This is a genomic window from Candidatus Clavichlamydia salmonicola (assembly GCF_015356765.1).
Lineage (GTDB): Bacteria > Chlamydiota > Chlamydiia > Chlamydiales > Chlamydiaceae > Clavichlamydia > Clavichlamydia salmonicola.
Map to the genome: position 1 here is coordinate 75,040 of NZ_WTCQ01000003.1, position 20,965 is coordinate 96,004.

Genomic DNA, 20,965 nt, shown 5'->3' on the forward strand with positions numbered 1-20,965 from the left:
TGAGCAAATGCTAAAGATAATTCTCTTTTCAGTCTTTTTTATAAAAGGTTTTTAGGTCTTTTTGCATGATATTTCCCCAAAATCCTGTTGAGTGGGTTTATCCTACCATTAATCTTCTAGGTGTGGAGAAAATTGTAAAAGAATTTTCTATACATCCAGTTACAGCAGCATGTGTATTTTCCCGTGGATCTGTTTCGATAAAAGAAGTAAATCGATTCTTATACGCTAAATTACCAGATCTTTATGATCCACGATTTTTACCAGGGATGACAGCATCTGTTCTTCGTATTGTAGCTGCTATGGAAAAAGGTGAAAAAATTCTTGTTTATGGTGATACAGACGTTGATGGTATGACAGGAACAGCGTTATTGGTTGAATTTTTTCGAGATATTGGTATTGCTGTGGATTATCTTTTACCATCTTTAGAAGGGAGTAGGCATGATTATTTTTATCAATTAGCTGATGAAGCTAAGATTCGATCATGCTCATTAATTATTACTGTTGATTGTGGAACTTCTGCTGGCAAAGCTCTTACAAAGGTGGTTAAGGATGGTATTGATGTCATTATTACAGATCATCATGAGTTAACTGATAAACTATCAGAATGCACAGCTGTGTTAAACCCTAAAAGAGCCCCTCTTTCTCATCCAAGTAGAGATCTTACAGGTGTAGGAGTTGCTTTTAAGTTAGTTCATGCTATTACTCATTATTTAGTAGGTATGGGTATATCATCTGATAGGTTGCCTGATCTTAAAAAGTTTTTAGATTTAGTAGCTCTTGGAACTGTCGCAGATATGGGAGTATTAAAAGATGAAAATCGCATTTTAGTCACCTATGGGATTAAACAACTTCGGATGACATCCAGGGTGGGTTTAAGGCAGCTTATGGAAGACGTGGGTGTAAAACAAGAAGAAGCTAAGGCTTCAGATATTTCATTAAAGATAGCTCCCCGTTTAAATAGCTTAGGTCGTGTAGGGAAGCCAATGAAGGGCATAGATCTTTTATTAACAGAGGATCTTAGTCAGGCTAAATTTTTATCAGAACAGATTAATGATATGAATAGGCGTAGACAGATGTTAGAGCAGCATGCTTTGCATGATGTAGAGGTAAAATTAGCAAAAGAACAAGATGTATTAAAATCAAAAGCCATCTTTCTTTTTTCTGATAAATGGCAGTCAGGAATTGTCCCTTTGTTAGCTACACGATTATCAAAAAATTATAATAGACCTGCTGTTGTTGTGGCTATAGAAGGAAATGTTAGCAAAGGATCAGCTCGCACAGTAAGAAATTTTGCTCTTTTACCTATCTTAAGTAAGTGTAAAGATTTTTTAATTAATTATGGTGGACATCCATATGCAGCAGGTTTTACGTTAAAAGAAGATAACTTAATACCATTCAAAAAACGATTTTTACATATTATTAATTCATCTTTAAGGCCACAAGATATTGTTGCTAAGATGTTTTTAGATGCACAAGTAGATTTTGAAGCGCTAAATGATGATTTAATGGCTTCTTTAGATTTGTTAGAACCTTTCGGCAATGAAAATCCCCCTCCTGTATTCTACTGTGATGTTAATCAAGTAAGAATGCCTAAAATTATTGGAGGGGCCCATTTAAAAGTATATCTAAAACAAAATAGCTGTGTTCTTGAAGGTATGGCTTTTGGTATGATTGATAAATTAGCTTTCTTAAAGAAAACAATACATCAAACATTACGTATAGCTTATACCCCTCAAGTGTATGGTGCCTATGGAAAATATTCTATCCGTTTGATTTTAAAAGATTTTCAGCTTTTAGATGAATAAAATGAAATTATCTTTTTCTTTATTCATATCTGAAAAGTTCAAAAAAACAGAAAGATATTAATCTCCAAGGATCAAAAGAATTAAGAAATTTTTTCTTAATTTTCTTTTTTTACCAATTTATTTTTAGATAAATACTCTTCTTTAAACCGAGCTATTTCTTCAGTGTCAATAACCCAAGCAGCTCCTTTACGGGAACCTTTAAGCATACCTGTGCGAGTAGCATAATAAATTTTTTGGGCAGGCACTTCTAGTATTTCTGCAACTTGATTTACTGAATAAAGACCTTTAGAATTATCAAATAGTAATTCACCATCAAAAGTAGATTTCTTTCGAGAATATTTATTCGTTCGATAATCTTCTAAATCTTTAAGATCAATTTCCCAGCGATTTGTTTTTGTAGCTTTTAACTTATTTTGTTTGATAGCTACATAGATCGCTTGTCTTGTTACACTATTAATTTTTGCAGCTTGTGTAATCGAAACAACTTTTTTATCCATTTCATTAGATAAAAGTTGTGATTCACTAGACCATTCTTGCAACTCCTCTTCTATACTCATTGTTTTTGGAAACCTCCTAGTTTAGGCTATGATCTTTAGATCAATAATTAAAAAAATAATTCTTTTACAAAGCGATAGTTTAATAATTGTAATTAAACATCTACGATTTGCATTTTTTCTTGTTTTAAAATATTTTTAAGTAGTTATTTTGTCATAACATGCAATTATCAAGCAAGTTTTTTTTTGTGTATAACAATCATTTTATAGGTTTTTAATTTTAACTTTTATGTTTTTTGATTTTTTAAATATAAAAGAAAATAATTTTTTATTAAGTAGAATAAAGATTAGAAATGGCAAGAAAATCTACTGGAGAGATCTATGTGGATAGGTATAATGACAAGATATGTAAAAGAAAAAAAAGATTTTCTCTTTATAATACCTTTGTCACATCTTAATTATATCTTAACAAATAAAAAGTTTGTAAAAAGCAGAAAAAATTTCAATTAGATAAATAATAACTACAAAGATGATCGAGGAAAGAGTATAAAGCACAGAAGATTTTTTATTAATAAAGGATGCCAGGTCAGAATTATTGAATAAAACCATATGTTAGATTATAAGAGGGCCTTTTAAGTTTTTGAATGAGCTTTTTTAGATATGTCTTCAACAGAAAATACCCGCGTTAGAGTGCGAATAGCGCCTTCTCCTACAGGAGATCCTCATGTTGGCACAGCATATATGGCTCTATTTAATATTGTATTTGCGCGTCGATATGCAGGAGATTTTGTTTTACGCATAGAAGATACTGATCAATCACGTAGTCGTCCAGAATATGAAGAAAACATTTTATCAGCGTTGCGCTGGTGTGGTTTTAATTGGGACGAAGGTCCAGATAAAGGAGGACCATATGCTCCTTATAGACAATCTGAGAGAACTAGTATTTATCAAGAATATGTTCAAAAATTATTAGAATCTGGATTTGCTTATAAATGTTTTGCTACACCAGAAGAGCTGATAGCTTCAAGAATGGCAAATGCACAGTCAGGGGCTAAGATAGGCTATGATCGTCGTTATCGTTATCTTTCTTTGGAAGAAGTGAAGGAAAGAGAAAATAAAGGACAGTCTTTTGTTATTCGTTTAAAAGTACCGCTTTCTCGAGAATGTATTTTTGAAGATATGGTCAAGGGAAGAATTGTTATACCTTGGAGTGATGTAGATGATCAAGTATTACTCAAATCAGATGGTTTTCCCACATATCATTTGGCAAATGTAGTAGATGATCATCTTATGAAAATATCGCATGTTATCCGAGGAGATGAATGGTTACCTTCTACCCCTAAACATTTATTTTTATATGAAGCATTTGGCTGGGAGCCACCTCAATTTTTGCATATGCCTTTATTATTAGGTGCTGATGGGGCAAAGTTATCTAAAAGACGGAATGCAACATCTATCTCTTATTATAAAGATGCAGGGTACTTGCCTGAAGCATTTGTCAATTTTCTTTCCTTAATGGGATATCGTTCTGATTCTACAGAAGAAATTTACTCACAAGAAGAACTTATCAGTACTTTTGATCCAAAACATATTGGTATTTCAGGAGCAATATTTGATACTAAAAAGTTGGATTGGTTAAATCAACATTATATTATTAATAATATAGCAGAGAAAGATCTTTGGATTCAAATTAAGCAGTGGGGATTTAATGATGAGTTCATGGAAAAGTTGAGCCCTTTATGCCATACTCGTATTAAGACATTTGGTGATTTTATGGAGCTATGTCACTTCTTTTTTACTGGTAATCCTACATATACTTCAGAGTCAGAGCTTTTATCTCGTGGGTTAACTACTCAGCAGGGAGCGGTTTTATTACAATCGATGATTTGGTGTATGGAAGCAGATGATGATTGGGGTAGAGAAGGTTTTAGAAAAGCTTCAGAAAATACAGCTAAAATGTTTGGTATTCATTATAAAAAAGGCATGATACCACTACTTTATAGTGCTATTACAGGGAAGACCAAGGGGTTACCTTTATTTGATTCAGTTGCTTTATTAGGTAAGCCAAAAACTAATTGCAGGTTATTAAATGCCATGAATTATTTAGGTGGACTATCTAAAAAAATGTATCGTGCTTTGCAGGAAGAGTGGAAGAAAGGGGATTGTTCTAGTTTTTTTACTTCATTAGCTGAATCTAAGGTTAATAAATCATAGTTAATTGATGATGAGTATCCTATTGATTAATAAAAGAATTTTTATAGACAATAATTATTTTAAATAGAACCATCAGGAATGATGGTATCTATATAGGGTACTTGTTCGATTTTTATGGAAAGAGGGGTTTATGAAAAAATTTGTCATAGCAGTAACGTTAGCATTGGCAATTTTTGGTCTTTCAGGTTGTTCTTGTGTGAAGACAATTCTTTGTAAGACAAAAAATTGTGAAACAAAGGCATCTTGTACATCAGCTGGTAGTAAAGGTGCTACTAATGGCGTAAAAGAAAAGACCAAGCAGCACAAAAATAAAGATATGAAAAAATCTTCTGATCACAAAGAAGTCGATGTAAAAAAGCCTGCAACAGTTAAAAAACCTGTTGTTAAGGAAGAAAGTTCTCATTTACATGCAGCTGACAAGTAATAATTTGAATCTATTTTCTACTTCTTTATGATTAATATAGCCTAAATAAAAATAGAAAGAATCAAGGTGAATATTTTCTTGTTCTTTCTATTTTTATATTATCATTCACTTGAGCATCAGAAAGAAGCGTGATGGTTGTTTGTACTAGTCGCTTCTGCTAGACTGCCTTCTTCTGCTTGTTCAAGTAAAAGAGGAAAAATGTCGATATTGCCCCATATCCCTGTATTGAAAGAAGATTTTCTTTCTTTTTTTAGCTCTAAGGAAGTGAATTCTTTTTTTGATGGAACATTAGGCGCTGGAGGACATGCTAAGGCATTGCTAGAGGGTCATTCTGAGTTAACTGATTTTGTAGGTGTTGATCAAGATAGTGCTGCTTTAGAGTTAGCTAAAAATAATTTAATATCTTTTACGCCTTACTTACGCTTGATACATAATAGTTTTAATTGTATTGCTGATATAGGAAAAGAGACACCATTTGATGGTATTTTATTAGATTTAGGATTTTCATCCATGCAGATGGATCAACCTGAAAGAGGCTTTTCTTTTCGTAAGGATGGTAAGTTAGATATGCGTATGGATACTTCTGAGGGTGTCACTGCAGAAGAAGTAGTTAATACGTTTTCAGAAAGGCGATTAGGAGAGATTTTTCGTGATTATGGGGAAGAGCCTTTATGGAAGCGTGCTGCAGCAGCCATTGTTTCTGTGCGTAAAAAGCATCGTATTACAACTACTTTAGAGTTAGGACAAGTATTACGTCATATTTTTCCTACATGGCGATTAAGAAAAAATATACATCCATTTACTCTTATTTTTCAGGCATTGCGTATTTATGTGAATGATGAAATTGGAGCTTTACAGAGATTTCTTTTAGAAGCACCTTCTTATTTAAAGCCACAGGGAAGATTGGCTATCATTTCTTTTCATAGTTTAGAAGATAGAGAAGTAAAAAATGCTTTTCGACGTTATCAAATAGAGGATCTTGGGGTTATATTAACTAAAAAACCAATACAAGCTTCTAAAGAAGAGATCAAGATGAATGCTAGAAGTCGTTCTGCTAAGATGAGATTATTTGAGAGGGTAATTTGAAAAAAGGATTTTTTGTTCGAATCCTTATTTGTGTTTGTGGAGTTATATGTTTTATTTATAATTTCATTAATCAGCAAAATATAATAACAGGTATTCGTTTAGAGATTCCAATTTTAGAAAAAGAGCTTAATGTATTACAAGAAGAGAATCATCATTTACGTTTCATGTTAGATAAGTTTTATAACCCAGAACATTTAATGATGTTAGCAGAGTTGCCAGAGTTTTATCATTTACATATGGTTCCTTCAAATGAGATTATAGATTTTTCATCGTGATACTTTGCCATGACTTGTAAAAAACGTATTCTAGTGGTAGCTTCTTTCATCTTTGTTTTGTTTTCTTTTTTAGTAGCTCGTTATTTTCATTTACAGGTAGTTCAAGGTGCACGTTGGACGCGGGAAGCTAATTTACAGCATGAATTTATTGTGAAAGAACCCTTTAAAAGGGGATCTTTTTATTCTAATATGAGCATTCAAAAAGGTCACCAAGATGATCTTTGTCCATTAGTATATGATCTTACTAATTTTCATTTATATGTGGATCCAGTAGCTGTTCCACAGATTTGTCAGCAAGAGATTAGTGCTGTTTTAGCAGATCTTTTATCTAGTGATGCTCAAATCATTCAAAAAGAATTTTTAAAAATTAGTCGTAGTCGTTGCTTAATGCGTAAATTGGATAGTACTCGTAAAGATCACATTTTAAAGTGGTGGCAAAGTTATGCTAGACAGCACAAAATAGCTCCAAATGCTCTTTATTTTGTAAAAGATTATCATCGTTCATATCCATATGGCAAGTTGTTAGGGCAAGTTTTACATACTATAAGAGATGATAAGGATGAGGTTTCTTTAGAGGCTTTTCCAACTGGAGGATTAGAGTCTTATTTTAATCATGTTTTAGATGGAAAAGTAGGGAAACGTAAATTATTGCGTTCTCCTTTAAATCGCATGGATATTGACCGTGTGATAGAGGAACCTCGTAATGGTGCAGATGTTTATCTTAGTGTAAATCATTGTTTACAAAGTATTATAGAAGAAGAATTAGAGAAAGGGGTGGAGAGAACAGGAGCTCAAGGAGCTATGGCTTTGATGATGGATCCTTATACAGGAGAAATACTAGCTATAGGGCAGTATCCTTTTTTTAATCCTACTTCTTATAGATCTTACTTTAATGATCCACTTAAAGTAGAACAAACAAAGAGTAAACCTATTGTAGAGGCTTTTGAATTTGCTTCTATTATGAAACCAATGACAGTAACGTTGGCTCTTATGGCAAATAAAGAGTTAGAAAACTTGGGCCAGCCAGCTATCTTTGATCCTGAAGCTAAAATGGATGTTACTAGGTCTATTTTTCCAGGACGTACACGCTTTCCATTGAAAGATATATTTCCAAGTAGAGCCTTAAATATGAATATGGCTATACAAAAGTCATCAAATGTTTATATGGCGCAATTAGCTGATCTTATTGTGCGTCATATGGGTTTTAATTGGTACCATGACACATTACAGTCAGTATTTGGATTAGGCGTCAAGACAGGGATTGAAATGCCTGGGGAAGCCAAAGGATTTATTCCAACCCCTAATAAAAAATATCCAGGTGGATTATATCAATGGTCCCTATCTACGCCCTACTCTTTAGCTATGGGTTATAATATGATGGCAACGATGCTTCAGGTAGTCCGAGCTTATTCTGTTATTGTAAATGGAGGATTTTTGGTTAATCCAACATTTGTTAAAAAAATTATGCTTACTGAAAATAATACAAATAAGAGAACATTATTAACAAAAGTTTTGGATGAAAAAATTATGTCTTCTGTTGTAGATAAACATGTAGTACGGCAAGTATATAAGGCGTTAAGGTACACCACACAACCAGGGGGGTCTGGTATACTAGCTTCTTTATCTCACTATACTTCTGGAGGAAAGACAGGAACAGCTGAAAAAATTGTAGGTAGACATTATTGTAAAAAAAGCCATATGGCTTCTTTTGTTGGCTTTGCACCTGCATCTCAAGATCCATCAATTAAATCAAGATTTGTTTTGATGGTTACGGTTGATGATCCTGCTTATACAATGGTAGAAGGACGAAAAAATTATATGGGTGGACGAGCAGCAGCACCAATTTTTAAATGCATAGCTGAAAGAGCATTGGAGTATATGGGTGAGCCTAAACAAAAAGAAGTTTTTAAAGAAGAGGCTCAGGCCTTGAAATTTCTTTATGAGCTATGGAATCAAAAATGAAATTAAATAAATTAATAGCAGACTTACCTTGTATTGTTTATGGAAAAATTAAATCTATTGATGTTTCAGGAATATCTTATGATTCAAGAGTAACAGCCCCTGGAAATATTTTTGTGGCTCATAAAGGAACGCAATTAGATGGAAATAATTTTATTCAAGATGCCTTAGATAACGGTGCTATTGCTATTTTATCTGATCAATACAACCCATTCTTTACTAATACTGTACAAATGGTGACAGATAATATTATTGAATGCAAATCAGCGCTTGTCATTAAATTTTATGGAGATCCTTCTAGGCATTTGCATGTTATGGGGGTTACAGGTACAAATGGAAAGACGACTGTATCATACATGCTCAAGCATTGTGCTGATATGTTAGGAGAGCCATGTGGATTAATTAGCACAATTGAGTATCTTGTTGGTAATCATATATTTGAGGGTAAAAATACAACTCCAGATATCATTACTTCTCAAAAATTAATGAAAGAAATGTTGAAGTATGGCTGTAAACATGTTGCTATGGAGGTCAGTTCTTTTGGCATTATGCAAGGTAGAATTAAAGGTTGTAATATTGATGCTGCAATCTTCACGAATCTTTGTTCTGAGCATCTTGATGTCCATGGTACGATGGAAAATTATGCACAAGAAAAACGTAAATTATTTATAAATTTGACACCATTGCAATGGGCAATTTTTAATAAAGATTGCCCATGGACTGAAATTGTTAGAGAAGGGTGTCAGGCTCGCACTTTTTTTTATGGCTTAGATCCTTCAGCAGATTTATATGCTACTGATATCTTACAGGATGGGCCGAATTTATTTTTTAATATTGTTTACCAAAGAGAAATAGTACCTTTTCATTGTAGATTGATTGGAGTACATAATATTTATAATGTAATGGCTGCGTTATCTGTTTGTGTGAAAATCTTAAAAGCACCTCTAAAACAATTATCTGAAATTTTTCATAAATTTGTGGCTCCATCAGGACGATTGGAGGCTATAGATGGTGGTCCCTGCTCTATTTTTATTGATTATGCTCATACGCCTGGTGCATTAAAAATAGTGCTTACCGCTTTAAGGAATGCTTTAGATGATAAAGGACGCTTAATTATAGTTTTTGGATGTGGGGGAGATAGAGATTATTTTAAACGCCCACTAATGGGTGCTATTGCAGAGCAGTTAGCTGATTTCATTATTTTAACATCTGATAATCCACGTTCAGAAGAACCAGAAGCTATTTTAAGAGATATTCAACAAGGATTTCTTAATCACGAGAAGCATGTTGTAGAACCAGATAGAGCTATTGCTATAGAAGTGGCTTTAAAGTGGGCAAAGAAAGAAGACATTATTCTTATTGCTGGAAAAGGTCATGAAAAAATTCAAGAGTTTAAAAGAACTTCTTATCCATATAATGACAAGATGGTAGTTAATCAGCTTATTAGTCATTTACAAGTAGGAAATTTGTTGTAATGAGCAAAAATTATTACATGCGACAAGGTTTATTATTTGCTTTTATTTATTTATGTATAGGAACGCATGTTGGCTTAGGAAAACCAGTGAGTAATCATGCTCAACATAAGAAAGATTCTCGCTCAGGAGGACAAAAATTCCGAGGCGTTATTATTATTGATCCTGGTCATGGAGGGAAAGACAGGGGAACGATAAGTGTGAAAGATCGTCATCAGGAAAAAGAAATAGCTCTTAATACAGCTATGCTTGTTAAGACAGCCCTTACAAACATAGGGTATAGAGTATTAATGACTAGGCAAAGTGATATTTATGTATCATTAGCTAAAAGAGCTGCTTTCGCGAATGAATCAGGAGCGAGTTTATTTGTTAGTATTCATTATAACTATGCTCCTCAATCAATGGCTCATGGAACAGAGATTTATTATTATAAAGATCAAAAGAATAATAATCGTTCTAGAGAATCTCAAAAAATTGGAGAGATGGTATTACGCCGTATGGTTGCACGTACAGGTATTCATTCAAGAGGGATAAAAACAGCTAATTTTTCTGTTATTCGGGAAACAAAAATGCCAGCTATTTTAATTGAAGTAGGTTTTCTTTCGAACTTTGAAGAGTGTAAGCGTATTGCAGACCCTAAGTACCGTTATAAATTAGCAAAAGGAATTGCAGAGGGAATTGAAGGATATTTTAAATAATAAATATTATTTCTATAAAATCATCCTCGGCGCGGTTCGAACGCGCGGCCTGTTGCTTAGGAGGCAACCGCTCTATCCTGCTGAGCTACGAGGACCCGAGCTACAAAATTATATGTTGTGAAAAGAGTTAATATCGACAAAAATATCCTTTTTTAACAAATACTAAGAATATCATTTCAAGATAGAGGTTAGCTTTTACATATGCAAGCAGATATAGGATTAATAGGATTGGCTGTCATGGGTCAAAATCTGGTACTAAATATAAGTGACCATGGCTATTCAGTAGTAGTATTTAATCGCACCTTTTCTGTGACTCAAAAATTCCTCAACCAAGTAGCTAAAGATAAAGTTATTATAGGTAAGGAATCACTAATAGATTTTATTGCTACCTTGAAGAGGCCCCGTAAAATTATTATTATGGTGAAAGCTGGAGAAGCAGTAGATGCTGTTATTAATTCATTAATTCCATTGCTTGAAGCAGGTGATATTATTATAGATGGTGGTAATAGTCACTATGATGATTCGCAGCGTCGTTGTGAAGAGCTAGCTGCTCATCAATTATTATTTATAGGAGCAGGAATTTCTGGTGGAGAAGAAGGGGCACGATTTGGTCCTTCTATTATGCCTGGTGGAAATGAAGAAGCTTGGCCATATGTCAAGGAAATATTTCAATCAATTGCAGCTAAAGCTGATAATGGAAAGCCATGTTGTGATTGGGTAGGGGCTGGTGGTTCTGGACATTATGTTAAAATGGTTCATAATGGTATTGAATATGGTGATATTCAGCTTATTTGTGAAGCGTATGCACTCTTAAAGTCTGCATTAAATATGAGTGCAGATGAAATTGCTGCTGTATTTGAAGATTGGAATAAAAGAGAGTTAGATAGTTATCTTATAGAAATTTCAGCTGCTATTCTTCGTTTTAAAGATCAAGATGGTTCTGTCCTATTGGATCATATTATTGATTCTGCAGGACAAAAAGGAACAGGTAAATGGACAGCAGTAAGTGCTTTAGATGAAGGGGTTCCCTTATCTTTGATTTCACAATCAGTTTTTGCTCGTTATTTATCAGGATTACGAGATCGTAGAATTGAAGCATCTAAAAGGATTAAAGGTATTACAGCAGAAAGTTTTCAGGGTAATGTTAACGATCTGATAGAAGATGTCTTTTTTGCTCTGTATGCGTCTAAGATTATATCATATGCACAAGGGTATATGTTAATGAAGGCTAAATCTGATATGTGTGGATGGAAGCTTAACTATGGTAATATTGCATTAATGTGGCGTGGAGGATGTATTATTCGAAGCGTGTTTTTAGATAAAATTTCAGAATCTTTTGATAATAATCCTCAATTACCAGATCTATTCTCAGCTCCATTTTTTATATCTGAATTAGAAAAAGCACAAAAAGGTTGGCGTAATGCAATAGTGTTGGGTGTAAAAATGGGTATACCACTACCATGTCTCACAGCAGCTCTTGCATTTTTTGATGGGTATAGAACAGCAAATTCTTCAGCAAATCTTATCCAAGCTTTAAGAGATTATTTTGGTGCACATTGTTATGCGCGTTTAGATGCAGATCCAAGCAAGTTCTTTCATACTGATTGGACTGGAGAGGGTGGAGATACAAGCTCATCAGTATATAGTGCGTAATGAGCTTGTGAATGTTTAATCATCATCTATTTTTAAGATGTCAATAAACACATGATGAGGGATAGAAACTTTACCAAATTCTTTCATACGTTTCTTTCCCTTTTTTTGTTTTTCCCAAAGTTTTCTTTTTCTAGTAATGTCACCACCATAACATTTAGCAGTTACATTTTTAGCTAAAGCACGAATAGTTTCTCTTGCGAGTACTTTTTTATTAATAGCAGCTTGAATAGGAACTTTAAAAAGTTGTTGAGGAATGATTTCTGCAAGTTTTTTACACAAAGCTCTTCCTTTATTTTCAGCTTTATCTTTATGAACTAATAAAGAGAATGCATCTACGTTTACTTCATTAACAAGAATATCTACTTTGACAATATCTCCTTTACGATATGTAAAAAATTCATAATCAAAGGAAGCATACCCTTTAGTAACAGACTTAAGTTTATCATTAAAATCAGTTACAATTTCATTTAGTGGAAATTCATAAGTTAGTAATAATCGTACTTGATCCATAGTCTCTGTTTTTATGTAAAGACCACGTTTTTCCATGCCTAGGTTCATTACAGCACCTAAAAATTCTCCAGGAGTAATTATATGAGCTTTTACCCAAGGTTCCTCTAAGCGATCAATTAATGAAGGATCAGGAAAATGAGTAGGATTATCAATTAAAACTTCTTTTCCATTTCTTAATAACAGTTTATATACTACGCCTGGGGATGTTGTAATAATTTCAACATCAAATTCGCGTATTAGTCTTTCAAATATAATTTCTAAGTGTAAAAGGCCTAGAAAGCCACAGCGAAATCCAAAACCAAGAGAATGACTACTTTCTTGTTCTACAGATAAAGCAGCATCATTGATTTGTAGGCGATAAAGAGCTTCTCTTAAAACTTCAAATCCTGATGAATCAACAGGATATATACCAGCAAATACAACAGGACGTATTTCTTTGAATCCAGGTAAGGGCTCTTTAGCAGGGTGTTTTATAGCTGTGACAGTTTCGCCAATTTTTACATCTTGAGCATTTTTAATATTAGCAATAAAGTAGCCAATTTCTCCAGGAGCTAATTCACTACATACTTGAGCAGAAGGCTTAAAAATTCCTACCTCATTAACTTCAAATATTTTATCTGCAGCCATTAACTGAATTCGTAAGCCAGATTTAATATAGCCTGAAATGATTCTTACATAAACCATTACACCCCTATAAGAGTCATAATGAGAATCAAAAATTAAAGCGCGAAGAATATCATCTGTAGGTTCTTTTGGATGGGGGATTACTTCAATGATTTTGTCTAAGATTTGATCAACACCAAGTCCAGTTTTTGCAGAACAACATACAGTATGTTCAGTGCTTAATCCAATGAAGTCTCTAACTTGTTTTTTGATTTCTTCAGGTACTGCAGTAGGTAAATCAATTTTATTCATTACAGGAATGATTTCTAAGTCACGTTCTAAAGCTAAGTATACATTGGCTAAGCTTTGAGCTTGTATGCCTTGGGATGCATCTAAAACTAATAAAGCGCCTTCACATGCTGATAAAGAACGAGATACTTCATAAGAAAAGTCGACATGACCAGGAGTATCTATAAGATTAATACAATACATTTCACCTTTGTACTCGTATTCCATAGTTACAGGGTGAGCTTTAATTGTAATCCCCCGTTCTCGTTCTAGATCCATTGCGTCTAGTACTTGTTCTTTCATTTCTCTTTTTTCTACAGTATGAGTCAATTCTAAAAGTCTGTCAGCAAGAGTAGACTTTCCATGATCAATATGAGCAATAATTGAGAAATTTCTAATGAGTTTTATGCGAGAATTTTTCAAAGAATGTATCTTTTTTAGTTATTTTTAAATAATTAGGTCGAATTCTAGAAATCTTTAATGTAGTTGTCAATTCATAAAAAAAAGCCCATAAAAGATATGTTCTTTTATGGGCTTTTACATCAATAAAGGATTAACCCTAATTCATGTTTATTTGTTAGAAGAAGTATCAGAGTCTTCTGTAAGCGCTAAAAATTTCTTATTTAGAGCTTTAGCTGCAAAAAGCCAGACAATAATAACAACAACTAAAATACCAGCTAGGTAAGGTGTAATAGCAGCAATACTACCAAATACAACCAACAATCCTTGTTGAATTAAGGATCCACCAGATTTACCTAATCGAGCTCCAAGAACATCGATAGCTGCTTTTCCTTTTACCTTTTGTTCTTGGTCTAAAGGAATGAAAGCCATTTCTTTTGTTGGGTCAAACAAAGCATACTTTGTTGACTTAGAAAGAATGTTTTGAACCATACCAATAATAACAGCCATCATTAAAGGTGTTGTTCCAAAAGCAGCAAATAATGTAGAGCATTTTCCAGAAAATATGACTAATGTAAAAAATGCAGAGCCAGTAATTAGTAACATAATTGGCGTTGCAACAGCTGCTGTAAGCCAACCAAATTTTCTAACAACATTACCACCTAAGAATAGCATCATAAATACTGAAACAACCCCAGTAACAGTAGAGAACAGTCCCATAAATGCACTGTAATCATTAGAGTTAGGGAATTGTAATTTTAGCTGACTTTTCCAAGTAACTTCAACGATGTTAATAGCTACGCCATATCCTAATACAAGAAGAGTCAAAAGCAGGATATAAGGAGAGCGCATTAGATAAGCAAAACTTTCAGTTATACTCATTTTAGGTTTCTTCTTCTTGCTTTGAGCTAGCTCTTGTGGGTCATAGAATCGTGCATCAGTTAACACAAATTTTTGCATCCACCAGTAACAAAACATCATTACTAAACCTGAAACAAAGACAAGACTCATTAAAATTTTAATAGAATATCCCCAAGGATCAAGGCCAGGAGCTATTTTATCACGAACTTTTGAAGCCCAAATAATAGCTGGACCAGAAACTAAAAGAGCTAGGTTAGCTCCAATACCAAAAAGAGCGTAAAAACGTTTAGCTTCTTGAATTTTCATGATGTCATTAGCAAAACCCCAGAAAACTAAAGAAAGCATAACGCTTCCCCATAGTTCTGCTAGTACAAAAAATAAAGCAAAAGACCAGTTTCTAAAAATTGATACTAATCCACTTAGTCCTACAGGAAGAAACGCCTGTAACTTATCTGCCATTACTGTTGGATGTAATACATCGCGTAATGGGTATATAACTAAAGAAAAAGTAATAAAAAATAAAATAAAAGGTATTGATACCGCGTAAAATAGGCCAATTTTGCTCAAACGATTGCTTAGCTTTGCATAAACAATCATAAATACTACTGCCATTGGAACAACAAGCCATACCTTAATGAAAGGAATAGCTTCTGCGCCAGAATTAGGGGCAGTAACAATAAGAGCGTCTTTTGTGTCTCTTAAAATTGTATAGTTAAAAGAAATGCAAAAGAACATGAAAAACATTGGAAGGACCTTTTTTAGCTCAAACGCATGTATAGGCCAAAAAAAAGAACGCCACTTCCCAAAATTGTGTTGATTTTCTTTTGTCATAGAGTTTCCTCAAATTATTTTTAATATCAAGGTGCAGTGAAGATTAGAAAATTATTTAAATGAAGTAGAATTAAATCATCTCAAAGATAAAGTACAAAATCACTGAACGCAAAGCGAAATATAACACTTTTGCTTTACATTTTGCAATAGGTAACTAGGCAAATAATTATTTGACAGCAAAAAAATCGCTGGAAAATTTATAAAAAATAAATAAGTCCCAGCGATAATACTGATTTAATTCTTATTATTAAGAATTAATAATGAATTAAGCAAAAATATCTAAAGATTCAATAGAAACAGAACTTACTGTATTTACTGCTTCAGTGTAGGTATTCCATAATTCATTATTAATTTGATTATTTCTAATAGAACGAATCAATTCTCTTTTTAAAGAAGGTAAGGGTTTTTTAGGGCTGAATCTTGCCACTAAATCTTTATCACCAACCATGCGAGCTAATTCAATAACTCTTTCAATATCACCTTTAGTGAAACTGATAAAGTCCCTTCGTTTTTTAGATCCTCTGGGCGCCCGAGGTTTTGGGGCTAAAGTTTTTGGAGAATCTGTTTCAAGAATAAATTTCTTGAGCATAGAGTTCAATTGCTCTGGGGAAGCATGTTTCAGTTTTTTCAGGGTAAAATGGTGTATATACCCCCCAGAAGGGCCAGGAAGATAACGACACAGGTCATTTTCTTTATCGCCTTTTACTTTTTGAATAGCTTTATTAATAAGAGATTCCAAATTTTCTTTAGTCTTTAAGGTATCGCTTTCCTTCAGGGTCATAGTTATTACTTCCTTCATTAAATGATCTGATGCTTTCTAAAAAAATACGATTTTAAATTATGCATTCTTTATTAATTCTTATTTCTTAGATTTTTTCTTCTTAGCAGTTTCGAATTTTGTTTGCTGAGTTTATGTGGAGAACTGATTTTGCGCAATACCTAATCAATAAAAATTCAATAAACATTTAATGAATATCTTTCGAAAAGAACAGAAAAAAGGAATTTTTTTTTATGGTTGTTTCTTTTTTTTAGCAGGATAGTTAACCACTCAAATTCTTTGATTTTATTAATGAGTAGGTTGCTTATAATGGGCAAATATTTAAAAGAAATAGCTAATCAAAAGCTAAAACAATAATTATTAAAAATAAGGAGAAAAATATTAAAAAAGAGCAAATGTATTTTAAGAGATTACTTGAATAGATCTCTTTGTTTTTTTACACTTTCTCTCTTATTTAAGTATATAAACACATGGTAAATATGAAAAAACGAGCACTTATTCTTTTTATTTTACTATTTAGTTCTTTATGTGGATCAGGTTGTATTCGTAAAAATTTTAATAATGATTCTATTTGGGTGAATGAAGAAAATAAAATAAAAGTACTCGCAACAACAGCTATGATTGAGAGTGTGATCAAAGAAATTGGTCGAGAGCATGTTCAATGTAAAGTATTGATTAAAGATCCTTTAGATCCACATTCATATGAACTTGTAAAAGGAGATGCAGAAAAAATATCTGGAGCTGATTTAATTTTTTATAATGGATTAGGTTTAGAGCATGGTCTTAGTTTAAGAAAAAATTTAATGGTCTCTGAAAAAGCTATTCCAGTTTGTGATCGAGTGGTTGAAAATCATCCTGAATTTTTACTTTTTGTAGAAGGTAGTCCTGATTGCCATATGTGGTTAGATCCATATATATGGTCTCATACTATAGAACCTATAGTGATGGAATTATGTAAAAAGGATCCTAAAAATAGTTATGATTACATAGCTGCAGGAAAGCAATATCATGAAAAATTAATTACCTTACATCAAGATATTGTAGCAGCATTAGCTATTATTCCAGATGCTCGTAAATATTTAGTTACTGGGCATGATGCTTTTCGTTACTTTGTTAAGCGTTATTTTTCAATAAGTGAAATTAATGATTGGCAAGATCGTTATATGTCACCAGAAGGGTTATCGCCAGAAGCTCAAGTGGGTATTCATAATGTTTTAAAAGTGATAGACTATATAGAAAAATTTAATGTAGAAGTTGTTTTTACTGAAAGTAACTTAAATGATGAAGTATTGAGTAAAATAACAACTTTTTTTAAAAATAAAATAAAAGTGCGCATAGCAGCGCAACCATTATTAGCTGATAGTATGGGTGGTAAGGGTGATTATATCCAAATGATGCGACATAATATAGATGTGATTGTAAAAGAGTTAACACAGGATGAATAAAAAACAGATAGCGCTGAGAATTCAGAACTTATCAGTTAATTATGATAAAAATTCAGTTTTATGGGATTTGTCTTTTGAAATTCCTGAAGGAAAGTTAGTTGCTGTTATTGGGCCTAATGGAGCAGGTAAAAGTACTTTATTAAAAGCTAGTTGTGGTTTGATTAAGTCTATATCAGGACAGGCTCTTTTTTTTGGAAAAAAATTCAAGCAAGTACGGCATAGAATATCTTATATTCCACAAAGACAAGAAGTAGATTGGTCTTTTCCTTTGACTGTTTTTGATCTTGTTTTATCTGGTGCGTGTAAACGATGTGGTTTATTTCGTCCATATGGACGAAAAGAAAAAGCTTTAGCACATGAGTATTTAGCTAAAGTAAATTTGAGTGATCTAGCTAATACTCAAATAGGAGAGTTGTCTGGAGGCCAGCAGCAAAGAGCTTTTTTGGCTCGGGCACTAATGCATGAGGCTGACTGTTATTTAATGGATGAGCCATATGCTGGGATTGATGCATCATCATCTTTAAAAATTTCAGAAATATTAAAAGAATTAAGAGATCAAGGAAAAACTATTATCGTTGTATATCATGACCTTCAAGGAGTAAGAGAGCTTTTTGATTGGGTTGTTTTACTTAATCGTCGGTTAATAGGTTCTGGTCCAGTGACTGAAGTATTACAAGCATCGTATATTCGATTAGCTTATGGAAAAGAGATAGCTCTTTTTGATGAAGCTATGAATATCATGAGATGTAATGCGCAAGGTAATTATTGAAATGGAAGCTTCTTTTACTACATTGGGGTTTTTTTTATTACCAGCTATTTTAGGTGCTACAATTTTATGTACAGCTGCTGGACTAATTGGAAGTTTATTGTTTGTTACTAGGCGTTCATTAATGGGAGAAGTGTTAACACATGCCTCATATCCAGGTATATTGTTTGGAATGTTATTAACAAAAACAGATGTTTCTAAGCATGGGCTTTCTCTAAGTGTGTTTATAGGGGGGTTAATTTTTTCTATATGTGCTGTTTTTCTCATTGAATGGCTAGAAAAAAAAATAAAAATATCTTCAGATGCAGCGCATGGATTTATACTAACAACTTTTTTTGGATGTGGTATTTTGTTGTCTGGATATGCGCAAGCTTCATGCCCAAGCTTATATGGTTCAGTTAAGTCCTATTTATATGGCCAATCTTTAACATTAACTATTCATGATGTAATTATATCCTTTGTTTTATTGATGTTAGTTATTTCCTTTTTAGTAGGATTTTATAAAGAATTATTAATTTTTTGTTTTGATGCGCAACAAGCTTGTTTGATAGGATTACCGACTATTTTTATGAAAAGTGCTATGTTTGTTTTGATAGCACTAATTTCTAATATGGGCATCAAAAGTATGGGCGTTTTATTAATGTCTGCTGTTTTTGTGGCATCGCCATTAGCAGCAAGGCAGTTTACAGTTCGGTTTCATCTTTTTTTCATATTATCAGGGGTAATTGGAGGGGTAGCAGCGTTTATAGGGAACTATCTTTCTTTCACGTTGCCATATACTTGTACGATTTTTAAAGGAGCAATATTACCTCCAGGCCCATCTGTAGTCTTATTATTAGGGTTAATAGCAACAGTATCGTTATTATTTTCTCCTAAAAAAGGATTGTTTATTCGTTATTTACGCAAGATAGGGTTTAAAATTAGATCAAAGGAAGAAAATTTTTTAAAGATAATTTGGAAATTAGATGAATCTGGTCAATCATTATTTGACGTAAAAAAATTAAAAAAAGAATTATTTTTCCTTACTAATTCTATGTATTTTTGGAAATGGAAGCTATGGTTATCTTATTTATGTTTTAAAAAACTTTTAAAATCTAATAAGCAAGGATTATATGGATTAGATAGTAAAGGTTTAAAAAAGGTAAAGCATATCATACGTTTACATCGATTATGGGAGTTATATTTATCTAAATCTTTAAGTTGGGATAGAAGTGAAGTGCATAAAAATGCTGAAGAAATAGAACATGTTTTAACAGATGAAATGGAAGAAGAGCTAACAAAAATGCTTAATAATCCTTATGTAGATCCTCATAATAAAATTATACCCCCAGGTCAATTATTGTGATGTTACTTAGTTTAGACCCTTATGGTGGAGTTAGTTTTTTTTCTTTCTTTAAAGTTTTATTTTTTCGACTTCCATTATTATTTTCTTTTAATATGGATCAAATTGTTTCAGATGAAATTCAATTGATAGTACTAACTCTAACATCTATTTCTGGAGCTTTGGTAGGGTCATTTCTTTTGCTAAAGAAAATGACCATGTTTACAGATGCCTTATCACATACAGTTCTTTTAGGATTAGTAACAGTTTTTTTATTTTCAGGGCAGGTAATTCATTTATCCATTTTTCAGTTAACCCTTGCTGCTATAATCACCTCTTTATTGACAGGTGCTTCTATACATTTTTTTACTAGAAAACTGATGGTCTATGAAGAAGCTGCTATAGGCCTTACTTTTACAGTTATGTTTGCTCTTGGGTTGATTATCTTAAGTGGTTTTTCTGGGGGTAGTCATTTAGGTACTGAGTTTATTACTGGAAATGTAGACGCCTTGATACTAGCAGATATCAATATTTCTGCTATTATATGTTTTGTGAATTTGATTTTTTGTATAAGTTTTTTTAGACTTTTTTGGATGACTATTTTTGATGTTGTTAGCGCTAAGGTAAGGGGTTTACCGATAATAATGGTTGATGCAATTTTAATTTTTCAGACTGCTTTAACTCTTGTAGGTACCTTTAAATCAGTTGGAATAGTTATGGCATTAGGATTTTTTATCATGCCAGGAATGATTGCGCGCATTTTTGTTAAATCAGTAATAGGGCTTGTTTTGGCATCAATTACAATAGGGGTGGTAGTTTCTTTAGTTGCTATAGCTATATCGCGTTGGTTGTTTGGGGTATTAGGCTTTGGATTTTCTACAGGAGGTATTTGTGTTCTTCTTTTATCTTTAACCTATATGCTAGCACTACTATTTTCTTATAAAAAGTCAATTCTATCATGCATTTTTAGGTTTAATAGGCAAAAATACTCAGGAATTGACAATTCTTCCAAGTCATTATAGAATTCTGTTTCTGGGAATACCATGAAAGGCTTATGAAGAAAAGAGGTATTTTTAGTAGGTC

General features: G+C 32.8%; 16 protein-coding genes, 1 tRNA gene and 1 pseudogene. 13 read left to right on the forward strand and 5 right to left on the reverse strand.

Features of this window, described 5'->3' with window-relative positions:
* Positions 1-65 precede the first annotated feature (65 nt).
* Complete coding sequence (gene recJ, locus CLAVI_RS03480; protein ID WP_194844208.1) at positions 66-1,805, forward strand: single-stranded-DNA-specific exonuclease RecJ; 1,740 nt, start codon at positions 66-68, stop codon at positions 1,803-1,805.
* 107 nt (positions 1,806-1,912) lie between these two features.
* Here recJ and CLAVI_RS03485 read toward each other — a convergent pair.
* Positions 1,913-2,302 (reverse strand): annotated as a pseudogene (locus tag CLAVI_RS03485) (helix-turn-helix domain-containing protein); the annotation flags it as partial.
* A gap of 657 nt (positions 2,303-2,959) precedes the next feature.
* Here CLAVI_RS03485 and gltX point away from each other — a divergent pair.
* The 7 genes from gltX (at position 2,960) to CLAVI_RS03520 (ending at position 10,427) form a co-directional block, all read left to right on the forward strand.
* Complete coding sequence (gltX, locus tag CLAVI_RS03490; RefSeq protein WP_194844210.1) at positions 2,960-4,513, forward strand: glutamate--tRNA ligase; 1,554 nt, start codon at positions 2,960-2,962, stop codon at positions 4,511-4,513.
* A gap of 130 nt (positions 4,514-4,643) precedes the next feature.
* The gene (locus CLAVI_RS03495; protein WP_194844211.1) at positions 4,644-4,937 is read left to right on the forward strand and encodes a hypothetical protein; all 294 of its coding nucleotides are present in this window, start codon (positions 4,644-4,646) and stop codon (positions 4,935-4,937) included.
* Positions 4,938-5,135: 198 nt separating this feature from the next.
* Positions 5,136-6,023, forward strand: coding sequence for a 16S rRNA (cytosine(1402)-N(4))-methyltransferase RsmH (gene rsmH / locus CLAVI_RS03500; RefSeq protein WP_194844212.1), 888 nt, complete (start codon positions 5,136-5,138; stop codon positions 6,021-6,023).
* Entirely contained in the window at positions 6,020-6,298 is a 279-nt protein-coding gene (locus CLAVI_RS03505; protein WP_194844213.1) for a hypothetical protein, read from the forward strand. The genes rsmH and CLAVI_RS03505 overlap by 4 nt, the downstream gene beginning before the upstream one ends.
* Before the next feature lie 9 nt (positions 6,299-6,307).
* A complete protein-coding gene (locus CLAVI_RS03510; RefSeq protein WP_194844214.1) occupies positions 6,308-8,260 on the forward strand; it encodes a peptidoglycan D,D-transpeptidase FtsI family protein in 1,953 nt (650 codons plus the stop codon).
* The gene (locus CLAVI_RS03515) at positions 8,257-9,732 is read left to right on the forward strand and encodes a UDP-N-acetylmuramoyl-L-alanyl-D-glutamate--2,6-diaminopimelate ligase (RefSeq protein WP_194844215.1); all 1,476 of its coding nucleotides are present in this window, start codon (positions 8,257-8,259) and stop codon (positions 9,730-9,732) included. The genes CLAVI_RS03510 and CLAVI_RS03515 overlap by 4 nt, the downstream gene beginning before the upstream one ends.
* A gap of 17 nt (positions 9,733-9,749) precedes the next feature.
* A complete protein-coding gene (locus CLAVI_RS03520) occupies positions 9,750-10,427 on the forward strand; it encodes an N-acetylmuramoyl-L-alanine amidase family protein (protein WP_194844216.1) in 678 nt (225 codons plus the stop codon).
* Between the two features lie 21 nt (positions 10,428-10,448).
* On the opposite strand, the gene CLAVI_RS03525 is transcribed toward CLAVI_RS03520, so the two are convergent.
* Positions 10,449-10,522: transfer RNA gene (locus CLAVI_RS03525), tRNA-Arg, on the reverse strand.
* 106 nt (positions 10,523-10,628) lie between these two features.
* On the opposite strand from CLAVI_RS03525, the gene gnd reads away from it, so the two are divergent.
* Complete coding sequence (gene gnd / locus CLAVI_RS03530) at positions 10,629-12,080, forward strand: decarboxylating NADP(+)-dependent phosphogluconate dehydrogenase (protein WP_194844217.1); 1,452 nt, start codon at positions 10,629-10,631, stop codon at positions 12,078-12,080.
* A 15-nt stretch (positions 12,081-12,095) separates the two neighbouring features.
* On the opposite strand, the gene lepA is transcribed toward gnd, so the two are convergent.
* From lepA to CLAVI_RS03545, 3 genes are all read right to left on the reverse strand, one after another.
* A complete protein-coding gene (gene lepA, locus CLAVI_RS03535) occupies positions 12,096-13,904 on the reverse strand; it encodes a translation elongation factor 4 (protein ID WP_194844218.1) in 1,809 nt (602 codons plus the stop codon).
* Positions 13,905-14,051: 147 nt separating this feature from the next.
* Positions 14,052-15,572: an NTP/NDP exchange transporter gene (locus CLAVI_RS03540; protein WP_194844219.1), complete on the reverse strand. Its 1,521-nt coding sequence runs from the start codon at positions 15,570-15,572 to the stop codon at positions 14,052-14,054.
* Positions 15,573-15,837: 265 nt separating this feature from the next.
* Positions 15,838-16,353, reverse strand: coding sequence for a hypothetical protein (locus CLAVI_RS03545; RefSeq protein ID WP_194844220.1), 516 nt, complete (start codon positions 16,351-16,353; stop codon positions 15,838-15,840).
* A gap of 476 nt (positions 16,354-16,829) precedes the next feature.
* Here CLAVI_RS03545 and CLAVI_RS03550 point away from each other — a divergent pair, with 476 nt between their 5' ends.
* The 4 genes from CLAVI_RS03550 to CLAVI_RS03565 are packed head-to-tail and all read left to right on the forward strand — an operon-like array spanning position 16,830 to position 20,904.
* Positions 16,830-17,795 carry a metal ABC transporter solute-binding protein, Zn/Mn family gene (locus CLAVI_RS03550; protein WP_194844221.1) on the forward strand — a complete coding sequence of 322 codons (966 nt, stop codon included), beginning with the start codon at positions 16,830-16,832 and terminating at the stop codon, positions 17,793-17,795.
* A complete protein-coding gene (locus tag CLAVI_RS03555) occupies positions 17,788-18,564 on the forward strand; it encodes a metal ABC transporter ATP-binding protein (protein WP_194844222.1) in 777 nt (258 codons plus the stop codon). Before CLAVI_RS03550 ends, CLAVI_RS03555 begins: the two co-directional genes overlap by 8 nt.
* Entirely contained in the window at positions 18,545-19,906 is a 1,362-nt protein-coding gene (locus CLAVI_RS03560; protein WP_194844223.1) for a metal ABC transporter permease, read from the forward strand. The genes CLAVI_RS03555 and CLAVI_RS03560 overlap by 20 nt, the downstream gene beginning before the upstream one ends.
* Positions 19,906-20,904, forward strand: coding sequence for a metal ABC transporter permease (locus CLAVI_RS03565; RefSeq protein WP_228547641.1), 999 nt, complete (start codon positions 19,906-19,908; stop codon positions 20,902-20,904). The genes CLAVI_RS03560 and CLAVI_RS03565 overlap by 1 nt, the downstream gene beginning before the upstream one ends.
* Positions 20,905-20,965 lie beyond the last annotated feature (61 nt).

Bases quoted from the DNA above. Each gene is read 5' to 3' on its own strand.
- CLAVI_RS03510 (WP_194844214.1), top strand. From the start codon at position 6,308: ATGACTTGTAAAAAACGTATTCTAGTGGTAGCTTCTTTCATCTTTGTT.
- gnd (WP_194844217.1), top strand. From the start codon at position 10,629: ATGCAAGCAGATATAGGATTAATAGGATTGGCTGTCATGGGTCAAAAT.
- CLAVI_RS03540 (WP_194844219.1), bottom strand. From the start codon at position 15,572: ATGACAAAAGAAAATCAACACAATTTTGGGAAGTGGCGTTCTTTTTTT.
- gltX (WP_194844210.1), top strand. From the start codon at position 2,960: ATGTCTTCAACAGAAAATACCCGCGTTAGAGTGCGAATAGCGCCTTCT.
- recJ (WP_194844208.1), top strand. From the start codon at position 66: ATGATATTTCCCCAAAATCCTGTTGAGTGGGTTTATCCTACCATTAAT.
- CLAVI_RS03520 (WP_194844216.1), top strand. From the start codon at position 9,750: ATGCGACAAGGTTTATTATTTGCTTTTATTTATTTATGTATAGGAACG.
- rsmH (WP_194844212.1), top strand. From the start codon at position 5,136: ATGTCGATATTGCCCCATATCCCTGTATTGAAAGAAGATTTTCTTTCT.
- CLAVI_RS03565 (WP_228547641.1), top strand. From the start codon at position 19,906: ATGTTACTTAGTTTAGACCCTTATGGTGGAGTTAGTTTTTTTTCTTTC.
- CLAVI_RS03550 (WP_194844221.1), top strand. From the start codon at position 16,830: ATGAAAAAACGAGCACTTATTCTTTTTATTTTACTATTTAGTTCTTTA.
- CLAVI_RS03555 (WP_194844222.1), top strand. From the start codon at position 17,788: ATGAATAAAAAACAGATAGCGCTGAGAATTCAGAACTTATCAGTTAAT.
- CLAVI_RS03495 (WP_194844211.1), top strand. From the start codon at position 4,644: ATGAAAAAATTTGTCATAGCAGTAACGTTAGCATTGGCAATTTTTGGT.
- CLAVI_RS03515 (WP_194844215.1), top strand. From the start codon at position 8,257: ATGAAATTAAATAAATTAATAGCAGACTTACCTTGTATTGTTTATGGA.
- CLAVI_RS03545 (WP_194844220.1), bottom strand. From the start codon at position 16,353: ATGACCCTGAAGGAAAGCGATACCTTAAAGACTAAAGAAAATTTGGAA.
- CLAVI_RS03560 (WP_194844223.1), top strand. From the start codon at position 18,545: ATGCGCAAGGTAATTATTGAAATGGAAGCTTCTTTTACTACATTGGGG.